The 10,524-nt window shown below is 71.0% G+C and carries 10 protein-coding genes and 1 rRNA gene; all 11 read left to right on the top strand.

The genetic code is table 11. The features are described 5' to 3' along the window. Positions 1 to 92: ribosomal RNA gene (rrf, locus tag ACFVYI_RS11680) — 5S ribosomal RNA — on the top strand; the annotation flags it as partial. A gap of 98 nt (positions 93 to 190) precedes the next feature. After that, positions 191 to 811 (top strand): CDP-alcohol phosphatidyltransferase family protein, encoded by a 621-nt coding sequence (locus ACFVYI_RS11675; RefSeq protein ID WP_360638766.1) that lies wholly within the window; start codon positions 191 to 193, stop codon positions 809 to 811. 124 nt (positions 812 to 935) lie between these two features. Then, complete coding sequence (locus ACFVYI_RS11670) at positions 936 to 3,431, top strand: sugar phosphate nucleotidyltransferase (protein WP_387883684.1); 2,496 nt, start codon at positions 936 to 938, stop codon at positions 3,429 to 3,431. Positions 3,432 to 3,602: 171 nt separating this feature from the next. Beyond that, a complete protein-coding gene (locus ACFVYI_RS11665; protein WP_387883682.1) occupies positions 3,603 to 4,712 on the top strand; it encodes a DUF881 domain-containing protein in 1,110 nt (369 codons plus the stop codon). Then, entirely contained in the window at positions 4,709 to 5,041 is a 333-nt protein-coding gene (locus ACFVYI_RS11660) for a small basic family protein (RefSeq protein WP_030062488.1), read from the top strand. Before ACFVYI_RS11665 ends, ACFVYI_RS11660 begins: the two co-directional genes overlap by 4 nt. 292 nt (positions 5,042 to 5,333) lie before the next feature. Then, positions 5,334 to 6,266 (top strand): DUF881 domain-containing protein, encoded by a 933-nt coding sequence (locus ACFVYI_RS11655; RefSeq protein ID WP_387883696.1) that lies wholly within the window; start codon positions 5,334 to 5,336, stop codon positions 6,264 to 6,266. Between the two features lie 214 nt (positions 6,267 to 6,480). Then, positions 6,481 to 7,362, top strand: a complete 882-nt coding sequence (locus ACFVYI_RS11650) for an FHA domain-containing protein (protein ID WP_387883678.1) — start codon at positions 6,481 to 6,483, stop codon at positions 7,360 to 7,362. Positions 7,363 to 7,466: 104 nt separating this feature from the next. After that, complete coding sequence (locus ACFVYI_RS11645; RefSeq protein ID WP_387883693.1) at positions 7,467 to 8,237, top strand: MerR family transcriptional regulator; 771 nt, start codon at positions 7,467 to 7,469, stop codon at positions 8,235 to 8,237. A gap of 74 nt (positions 8,238 to 8,311) precedes the next feature. Further along, on the top strand, positions 8,312 to 8,788 hold the full coding sequence (locus tag ACFVYI_RS11640) for a bifunctional nuclease family protein (RefSeq protein ID WP_360185161.1): 477 nt from the start codon (positions 8,312 to 8,314) through the stop codon (positions 8,786 to 8,788). Between the two features lie 255 nt (positions 8,789 to 9,043). Continuing rightward, the gene (locus ACFVYI_RS11635) at positions 9,044 to 9,703 is read left to right on the top strand and encodes a MerR family transcriptional regulator (RefSeq protein WP_387883674.1); all 660 of its coding nucleotides are present in this window, start codon (positions 9,044 to 9,046) and stop codon (positions 9,701 to 9,703) included. Positions 9,704 to 9,793: 90 nt separating this feature from the next. After that, positions 9,794 to 10,522, top strand: coding sequence for a vancomycin high temperature exclusion protein (locus tag ACFVYI_RS11630; RefSeq protein WP_387883671.1), 729 nt, complete (start codon positions 9,794 to 9,796; stop codon positions 10,520 to 10,522). Positions 10,523 to 10,524: the final 2 nt, after the last annotated feature.

Raw genomic sequence — 10,524 nt, 5'->3', positions numbered from 1 at the left:
CGCCCGGTTACATTCCGAACCCGGAAGCTAAGCCTCACAGCGCCGATGGTACTGCAGGGGGGACCCTGTGGGAGAGTAGGACGCCGCCGAACAATTCTTCTAGAGAAGCCCCCGCCGGGGAACCGGACGGGGGCTTTTCTGTTGTAGGGTCAACATGCAAAAGTCGTCACACGGTACAGGAGGCCCCCGGGTGGAGGTCCAGGAGACGCGGGTCCAGACCGATCGCGTCCTCACCATCCCCAACCTGCTGAGCATGGGCCGGCTGGTCGGCGTTCCGCTCTTCCTCTGGCTGATCCTCTGGCCGGTGTTCGACGGGCCGAACAACGACGGCTGGGCGCTGCTGATTCTGATGCTGAGTGGCATCAGCGACTATCTCGACGGAAAGCTCGCTCGCAGGTGGGGGCAGATCAGCCGGGTCGGCCAGCTGCTCGACCCGCTGGCGGACCGCCTCTATGTGCTCTCCACCCTGCTGGGTCTGACCTGGCGTGAGATCCTGCCGTGGTGGCTCACGGCGATCCTGATCGCGCGTGAGCTCTTTATCGCGGGGCTCCTTCCGATTCTGAACCGGCACGGCTACGGCCCGTTGCAGGTGAGTTTCCTGGGGAAGGCCGCGACATTCAATCTGATGTACGCGTTTCCGCTTCTGCTGCTCGGCACCGGGGACACCTGGATCGCGCGGCCGGCCGAGGTCGTCAGCTGGGCCTTCATCTGGTGGGGGACCACGCTGTACTGGTGGGCCGGCATTCTCTACGCGGTCCAGGCGCGCCAGATCATCCGGGCGGGCTCGGCCTCCTCCGCGTCCGCAGTCTGAGACGTGATCTGAGAGAAGTCCCACGCCACCACGGTGCGTCGGACGATATCTTCCGGGTAGAGAACCTCTGGAACGGTTTGATGGACCTGCAGGGTCCACCACCGCGAAGGAGGACGCACCCGTAATGAAAGCCGTTGTAATGGCAGGGGGCGAAGGCACCCGACTCCGCCCGATGACCTCCAGCATGCCGAAGCCGCTGCTTCCGGTCGCCAATAGGCCGATCATGGAGCACGTGCTTCGGCTGCTGAAGCGGCACGGCCTCTCCGACACCGTCGTGACCGTCCAGTTCCTCGCCTCACTGGTCAAGAACTACTTCGGTGACGGCGAAGAGCTGGGTATGCATCTGACCTACGCGAACGAGGAGACGCCGCTGGGCACTGCGGGGAGTGTCAAGAACGCCGAGGACGCGCTGAAGGACGACTCCTTTCTGGTGATCTCCGGTGACGCGCTGACCGACTTCAATCTCTCGGAATTGATCGAGTTCCACCGCAGCAAGAACGCTCTGGTCACCGTCTGTCTCACCCGTGTGCCGAATCCGCTGGAGTTCGGCATCACGATCACCGATGACGAGGGCCGGGTCGAGCGCTTCCTGGAGAAGCCGACCTGGGGCCAGGTCTTCTCCGACACGGTCAACACCGGCATCTACGTCATGGAGCCCGAGGTCTTCGACTACGTGGCGGCGGGTGAGTCCGTCGACTGGTCGAGCGACGTGTTCCCGCAGCTGCTGAAGGAGGGCAAGCGGGTCTACGGCTACGTGGCCGAGGGCTACTGGGAGGACGTGGGCACCCACGAGAGCTACGGCAAGGCCCAGGCGGACGTCCTGGAGGGCAAGGTCGACGTCGAACTCGACGGGTTCGAGATCTCGCCCGGTGTCTGGGTGGCCGAAGGGGCCGAGGTGGACCCGGAGGCGATCCTCCGCGGCCCGCTGTACATCGGGGACTACGCCAAGGTCGAGGCCGGCGTGGAGATCCGCGAGCACACCGTGCTCGGCAGCAACGTGGTCGTCAAACGCGGGGCCTTCCTGCACAAGGCGGTCATCCACGACAACGTCTACATCGGGCCGCAGAGCAATCTGCGGGGTTGCGTGGTCGGCAAGAACACCGATGTGATGCGGGCCGCGCGGATCGAGGACGGGGCGGTGATCGGCGACGAGTGCCTGGTCGGCGAGGAGTCGATCATCGGCGCCAACGTCCGGGTCTACCCGTTCAAGACCATCGAAGCCGGCGCGGTCGTCAACACCTCGGTGATCTGGGAGTCCCGCGGTCAGGAGCACCTCTTCGGGCTGCGCGGCGTGTCGGGCATCCTCAACGTCGAGATCACCCCGGAGCTGGCCGTCCGGCTGGCGGGGGCGTACGCGACGACGCTGAAGAAGGGGGCCACCGTCACCATCGCGCGTGACCACTCGCGTGGTGCGCGTGCGCTCAAACGGGCGATGATCTCGGGGCTGCAGACCAGCGCGATCGACGTCCGCGACCTGGAGAACGTGCCGATGCCGGTGGCGCGGCAGCACACGGCCCGCGGGAGCGCGGGCGGGATCTTCCTGCGGACCACCCCCGGTGTGCCGGACTCGCTCGACATCCTCTTCTTCGACGAACGCGGAGCCGACCTCTCCCAGGCCGGGCAGCGCAAGCTCGACCGGGTGTACGCCCGGCAGGAGTACCGGCGCGCGTTCCCGGGTGAGATCGGCGACCTGACCTTCCCGTCCAGCGTCTTCGACTCCTACGCCGGCAACCTGCTGCGGGCGGTGGACACCACGGGTGTCCGCGAGGCGGGGCTGAAGGTCGTGGTGGACACGGCGCACGGCAGTGCCGGGCTCGTTCTGCCGAGCATCCTGGGCCGGCTCGGCGTGGAGGCGCTCACCGTCTCCAGCGGGCTGGACGAGGCGCGGCCGACCGAGGACGCCGAGGAGCGGCGAGCGGGGCTGGCCAGGCTCGGCGAGTTGGTCGCCTCCTCCCGGGCGGCCTTCGGCGTCCGGTTCGACCCGGTCGGCGAGCGGGTGGCCTTCGTGGACGAGCTGGGCCGGGTGATCGACGACGACCGCGCACTGCTGGTGCTGCTCGACCTGGTCGCGGCCGAGCGCCGGAGCGGTCAGGTGGCGCTGCCCGTGACGACCACCAGGATCGCCGAGCAGGTCGCCGCGTACCACGGCACGCAGGTCGTCTGGACCACGACCACGCCGGACGACCTGGCCAAGGCGGCCGCGGCCGAGGGCACCGTGTTCGGCGGCGACGGGCGCGGCGGTTTCGTCGTGCCCGAGTTCAGCGGGGTGCTGGACGGTGCGGCGGCGTTCGTCCGCCTGGTCGGACTGGTGGCCCGGACCCAGCTCACGCTGAGCCAGATCGACGCGCGGATCCCGCAGGCGCACATCCGCCGGCGCGACATCGCGACACCGTGGGCGGCGAAGGGCATGGTCATGCGCTCGGTGGTGGAGGCGGCCGGCAACCGGCAGCTCGACACCACGGACGGCGTCCGGGTCGTCGAGGCGGACGGCCGCTGGACGCTGGTCCTGCCCGACCCCGCCGAGGCGGTCACCCACCTCTGGGCGGAGGGTCCGGACGACGAGGCGACCGAGGCGCTGCTGGACGAGTGGGCGGCGGTGGTCGACGGCGCCGGGCGGTGACCACTGGGCCGCGGTGGCGCGGTGACGCGGACCGGGCAGCGGAGCGTGCGGTACTCGCCGCATGCTCCGCTGCCCGGTTTCGCATGCTTGGTCACGATCCGTCGCCTTTGGTGACTCCGCAGGTCAGGGGGTGTGCGCCGACCCCTCCGCCGACATGGGACGATGGTCCGCATGCCAGCGACGCCGACGCCGAGTGCCAGTAACGGACGGTACAACCGTCCGGACGCCTCGATGTCCCTGCTGACCGGCGTGATGGACCACAGTCTGGACGAGGGCTACGCGGAGGCGGCCGCGGCGCGGGGCGGTGACCGCGACAGTCGGATACCCGGCACGGCCCGGGGCCTGCTCACGCTGGGCCTCGGGCTGGCCCTGGTCGGGGCGGTGGTGACGGTGGGCGCGGTGAACGCGCACAAGGCCGAGCCCACGCTCGCCAAGGAGCGCGACGCGCTGATCCACCGGATCAACGACAGCAACGGCTCGGCGGACCGACTCCAGCAGCAGGTCCAGGAGCTGCGGCGGAAGGTCGACACGACCCAGCAGCAGGCGCTGTCGCCGGGCGACGGCGACCCGGCCGCGCTGGCCGGAGCGGTGGGCCTGGCCGAGGTCAGCGGGCCGGGGGTCAAGCTGGTCCTGGAGGACGCCTCCGGCACCGGCGCCGGCGGGAACGTCGACCCGCGCGCCGGTCAGGGCTTCTCCAACAGCGGCCGGTTGCGCGACCGCGATCTGCAGCTGGTGGTGAACGGGCTCTGGGAGTCCGGGGCCGAGGCGGTCTCGATCAACGGGCAGCGGCTCACCGCGCTCTCCGCGATCCGTGCCGCGGGCGAGGCGGTGCTGGTCGACAACCGGCCGCTGGTACCCCCGTACAGCGTGCAGGCGTTGGGGGACGGGTCGAAGCTGGTCGCCACCTTCGAGAGCAACATGGCGGGTCAGTACCTCCGACTGCTGCAGGAGAAGTACGGCATCAAGTCGACGATCTCCGCGCAGAAGAAGCTGACACTGCCCGCCGCCGTCGGCATCACGCTGCGGACCGCCCAGCCGGCCACGCCGGAGCCCTCGTCGACGGCGAGCCCGTCGGCCCCCGCCCCGAACCCCCCGAGCCCCACGGCGTCCACCACGGGCTCGCCGAGTCCGTCCCCCGGAGCGTCGCGGTCGGCCACGCCGAGCACCTCGCCCGCGGGGAAGCGCACGCCGAGCGGCTCCGCCAAGACCACGACAGCCCACTCGCCCACGGCGCCCGCGACCGGGTCGCCCCCCGCAGGGACAGGAGCAGCTAGACCGTGATTGCCGTACTGGGTCTCGTGATCGGGGTGGTCGTCGGGCTCTTCGTCCAGCCCGAGGTGCCCGACGCCGTCGTGCCGTATCTGCCCATCGCGGTGGTGGCGGCCCTGGACGCGGTGTTCGGCGGTGTCCGGGCGATGCTCGACGGCATCTTCAACGACAAGGTGTTCATCGTCTCGTTCCTGTCCAACGTGGTGGTGGCGGCGCTGATCGTCTTCCTCGGGGACCAGCTCGGTGTCGGCTCCCAGCTGTCCACCGGTGTGGTCGTCGTCCTCGGCATCCGCATCTTCTCCAACGCCGCTGCGATCAGGCGCCATGTCTTCCGCGCCTGAGCCCGGCCGGGAGCCGGCGGACGAGAAGGCGGACGGACGGGCAGGAGAAGGCGTGCGCGAGGACGGGAACGGGGAGCGGGGGGCGGCCGCGGCGGCGGAGAACGCGCCGCGAGAGCCCGCCGAACAGGTGAAGTCGGCCGTGCCGGTGAAGCCGGTCGCGCCGGCGCCCGTACGACCGGCCGAGTCGAGGGAGTCGGCAGAGCCGGCGGAGTCGGTGGAGTCGGTGGAAGTCGGCGAGGAGGCGGTCGATCCGGAGCCTGAGGAGACGGCCGTACGACCGGCCGAGCCCACCGTGGAGGCCGTGGACGCCGGGGACGACGAGGTGGAGGCTGCGGCCGTGGAGCCGAGGCCGACCCCCGTGCCGCCGCGCACCTCCGAGCCGGCGGCCGAGCCGACGTCCGCACCCGAGCCCGCCGCTGTGGCCGAGGCGGCACCCGCGCCGGAGGTGCCGGCAGAGCCCGAGGCGGTAGCCACGCCCGAGCCGGCGGTCGACGATCGCGGTGCGGGCCGGCAGCGGCTCAAGGCGGCCCTCTGGCCACCGCGGCTCTCGCGCGGGCAACTGGTGGTCGCGGTGCTGCTGTTCTCGCTCGGCCTGGCCCTGGCGATCCAGGTCCGCTCCACCAACGACCACCACAGCCAGCTGCGCGGTGCGCGCCAGGAGGACCTCGTCCGGATCCTCGACGAACTGGACGGCCGCCAGCAGCGTCTCCAACAGGAGAAGGCGGAGTTGGAGCAGTCCCTGGCCAAGTTGGAGAACAGCTCCAACCAGGCCAAGGAAGCCCAGGAGCAGACCAGGAAGAAGGTGACGGAGCTCGGCGTGCTCGCCGGGACCGTCAAAGCCACTGGTCCGGGCATCGTACTGACGGTCGATGATCCCCAAGGGCAGGTGAAGGCGGATATGCTGCTGGACACCCTGCAGGAACTCCGAGCGGCGGGGGCGGAGGCGATTCAGATCAACGATGTGCGCGTGGTGGTCGACACCTACTTCACGGACGCGTCCGGCGGCGGTGTGCAGATCGACGGGAAGAAGGTCTCGCAGCCCTATCGCTTCACCGTGGTGGGGAACCCGCAGGACCTCACACCCGCGCTGAACATTCCGGGAGGCGTGGTCCGTACTCTTGAGAGTCATCAGGCCCGCGCGACCATCTCCCCGCAGCAGAAGGTGCTCGTCGACGCCCTCGTCGACCTGAAGACGCCGCAGTACGCCAAGCCGGCTCCGAAGTGACGAGGCACCTGCCGAACGGTCCGTCATCTGCGGGTGCCCCCCGGTGCGGGGTGCCGCCGTCAGGTGGGCGAGACTGGTCCGCACCAGCACAAGCCGGAACACCACACGTCGGAGTACCACTCCAGCAGGCCCGATCCGCGACCGGGCCCGCAGCCTGTCCGAGGTTCCCACCCTGCCCCGCGGGCGGGTCTGTCACACGCAAGGGGATTCGCCCGTGAGTTTCTTCTCGAAGTTGTTCGGTCGTAACAAGGGCCGTGACGCGGCTGCCGTGGAGGCACCCACCGCGCGTCACCGCCGGGCCGACGAAGAGCCCGCCGTGCCGGGCATGCGTCCCGCCCCCGAGGGCGTCGAGTACGCCGAGCGCCCGATGTTCCGGGACGGTGCCGGCGCACAGTACGCGGGCAATCCGGCGGGCTACGGCGCGTCGGTTGACCCCTCCGGCGCCCCGCGCATAGGTTTCCCGTCAGGACCCTCAACCTCTGGTGGAGGGTTTGCCCCGGACCCGTACGCCGGGCACAACCCGTCGGGTGTGCCGCGCCAGGAGGCTGTGAACATGGCTGGCCCCACTCCGTGCCCCAGGTGCGGCAACCAGAACCCGGCCGCGGCCCGCTTCTGTTCCAACTGCGGTACGGCGCTGCGCGGTGGCGCGCTGCCCGAGGGGGCGGCGGAGACCACGTCGACCATCTCGATCTCCGGCCTGGAGTCCTACGACCCCAACACCACCACCGGCACCGGTACGCCGGCCCTGTCGGCCGAGGTGCTGTCGGCGATCGACGCGCTGCCGCCGGGCTCGGCCCTGCTGATCGTCCAGCGCGGCCCGAACTCGGGCAGCCGGTTCCTGCTGGACTCGGACAGGACCACGGCCGGGCGTCACCCGCAGGGCGACATCTTCCTGGACGACGTCACCGTCTCGCGCAAGCACGTGGAGTTCCGCCGGACGCCCGGTGGCGGCTTCACCGTCGCCGACGTCGGCAGCCTGAACGGGACGTACGTCAACCGTGAGCGGATCGACGAGGTGCCGCTGAACAACGGCGACGAGGTGCAGATCGGGAAGTACCGGCTGGTGTTCTTCGCCAGCCACCACCGGGGGTACTGAAACCAACGTCGGCAGGAGCCCGAGTGAGCGCGAACACTCCTTCATCTCTCGGGGCGGTCACCCCCGCGTCGCCCGGTCCGCTGTCGGACCAGGGCGCGCGGGGAGTGGTCGCGGCCCCCAGGCAGCCGGTCCGTCCGGACCGGCCCGCCGGGGGCGGCCGACGGCGTGGCGGCGACGAGCTGCTGAGCATCGGCGCGGTGCTGACCTTCCTGCGGGACGACTTCCCCGAGGTCACCATCTCGAAGATCAGGTTCCTGGAGGCGGAGGGCTTGGTCGAGCCCCAGCGCACGCCGTCGGGGTATCGCAAGTTCAGCCCGGCCGACGTCGAGCGGCTGGCCTACGTGCTGCGGATGCAGCGTGACCACTATCTTCCGCTGCGGGTGATCCGCGAGCACCTGGACGCGATCGAGCGCGGCGAGACCCCACCCGCGCTGCCCGCCGCCGACGCGCGCCCCGGGCCGCTGGAGGAGGCGGACCGCGAGCTGGTGGCGGCCGCCGAGGCCTCGACGGGGGTCCGGCTGGGCCGGGCCGAGCTGCTGGCCGCCGCAGAGGCGGGCGAGGGCGAGCTGGTCGAGTGGGAGTCGTACGGGCTGGTCGCGGCCGGGTCCGACGGCGGCTACGACGGCGAGGCGCTCCAGGTGGCCCGTCTGGTCGCGGAGCTCGGCCGGTACGGGCTGGAGCCGCGCCACCTACGGGCCATGAAGGCCGCCGCCGACCGCGAGATCGCACTGGTGGAGCAGGTGGTGGCGCCCCTGCGCCGGCACCGCAACCCGCAGACCCGGGCGCACGCCGAGGCCACGGCTCGGGAGCTGGCCACGCTCTCCGTCCGGCTGCACGCCGCCATGGTGCAGGCCGGTCTGCGGCCCCGCTCGTGACGCGCCGACCCCGCTGACCAGCACCGTCGGCTCTGCGCTTTCATATCCGGGGCGAGGGCCATAGGGTTGCGTGTGTGAATGAGCTCGACGTCGTGGGTGTCCGGGTGGAGATGCCTTCCAACCAGCCGATCGTGCTGCTTCGGGAGGTCGGGGGCGATCGGTACCTGCCGATCTGGATCGGCCCCGGCGAGGCGACCGCGATCGCCTTCGCCCAGCAGGGCATGACGCCGGTGCGTCCGCTGACGCACGACCTCTTCAAGGACGTCCTGGAGGCGCTCGGCCAGCAGCTCACCGAGGTGCGGATCACCGACCTGCGCGAGGGCGTCTTCTACGCCGAGCTGGTCTTCGCGGGCGGGGTCGAGGTGAGCGCCCGGCCGTCCGACGCGATAGCACTGGCGCTGCGGACCGGTACGCCGATCTACGGGAGCGAGGAGGTGCTCGCCGAGGCGGGCATCGCGATCCCGGACGAGCAGGAGGACGAGGTCGAGAAGTTCCGCGAGTTCCTCGACCAGGTCTCGCCGGAGGACTTCGGCGGCGGTACGCCGCAGTAGCGCTGGCCCGGTACGGACGGCGGGTGGGGCCGGTGGCCGCCATCTTGCCGAATTCGTTCGTCCGTTTTGCCAAATAGCGTCCACTTACCCACACTAGGGGCACGAAAAACCACTCTCCTGAGTGACGCGGTTTGTCCTGCCCGGCGTGGCGATCGTTGACGGGTCATAGGGGACTGCCTACCGTCAGGAGTGGCTGCCCGGGTGCCTGTCGCCCGCAGTCTGGGTTGCCCGCAGGACGAGTGGACGGAGGTAGGCATGACCGGCACCGGCGATGAAGCGGCCGTGGGAGGCCTGTGCACCGTGCACATGCCCCGCGCCGCCCGCAGCGTGGCTGAACTGCCCCGGACGGAGCTCCCCCGGGTGGGCCGGTTCCCGGCCGTCCAGCCGGGCCAGCCGGCCATCGAGCGGCTCGCGCCCACCTCCGAGCTGATCGGCTACCGGGGCCCGACGGCCTGTGCGGCGGCCGGGATCACCTACCGCCAGCTGGACTACTGGGCGCGGACGGGGCTGCTGGAGCCCAGCGTCCGCTCGGTCTACCAGGCGAGCAGCCAGCGGCTGTACAGCTTCCGCGACATCCTCCTGCTGAAGATCGTCAAGCGGCTGCTGGACGCGGGAGTGTCCTTGCAGAACATCCGGGTGGCGGTCGCCCATCTGCAGTCCGCCGAGGGCGGCGACCTGACCGGGCTGACGCTGATGAGCGACGGCGCGACCGTGTACGAGTGCACCACGCCGCAGCAGGTGGTCGATCTGCTGAAGGGCGGTCAGGGGGTCTTCGGCATCGCCGTCGGCGCGGTCTGGCAGGAGCTGGAGCTGGCCCTCGGGCGGCTGCACGCGGAGCGGACCGACACCGGTGAGACCGTGATCGGGCACGACCCGGGGGACGAGCTGGCGCAGCGCCGCAACCGGGCGGTCTGAGTCACGGACTGACGAGGCCGCGGGCCCGGACGGGGAACCGTCCGGGCCCGCGGCCTCGTCGTGCCTGGTGGATCGATCAAGGGAGGGCACGTGCGGTTCGGCTCCGGAATACCCGGCCTGTTGCGGCGGCGGGCGCTGGGTCTCGTCGTCCGGTTGCGGCGCCGGCGCACCCAGCGCAGGATCTTCCAACTCGTCACCGTGGCCTGTTCGCTGGCGCTGGCGCCGAGCGCATGGCTGTGGATCTCGGCGGGGGACCGGGTCGGCACCGTGGAGAGTGCGCCGAAGGCGCCGGTGGCCGTGGTGTTCGGTGCCGGGCTCTTCGAGGGCAAGCCGTCGCCGTACCTGGCGCACCGGCTGGACGCGGCGGCCGACCTGTACCGGGCGCAGAAGGTCCAGGCGGTCCTGGTCACCGGCGACAACGGGCGGGACAGTTACGACGAGACCGACGCGATGCGCCAGTACCTGATCGAGCACGGGGTGCCAGCGGTGCGCGTGGTGGGCGACTACGCGGGCTTCGACACCTGGGACTCCTGCACCCGGGCGCACCGGGTGTTCGGGGTGGACCGGGCGGTGCTGGTCAGCCAGGACTTCCACGTCCGGCGGGCGCTGGCGCTCTGCGAGGCGGCCGGCATCGACGCGTACGCGGTCGGCGTGCCGGAACTGCGCGACGCGACCTGGCTGTACGGCGGGCTGCGGGAGATCCCGGGCGCGGGCAAGGCGGTGCTGAACGCCTGGCTGCGGCCGGACCCGTTCTTCCTCGGGCCCCGGGAGGACGGCATCCCGAAGGCGCTCGCCGACGCGGGTGCGGCCGCGGGCTGAGG

The organism is Kitasatospora sp. NPDC058218, from assembly GCF_042882445.1.
Taxonomy (GTDB): domain Bacteria; phylum Actinomycetota; class Actinomycetes; order Streptomycetales; family Streptomycetaceae; genus Kitasatospora.
The sequence above is the reverse complement of the archived record's forward strand: the minus strand, read 5'-3'. Positions and strand labels throughout refer to the sequence as shown.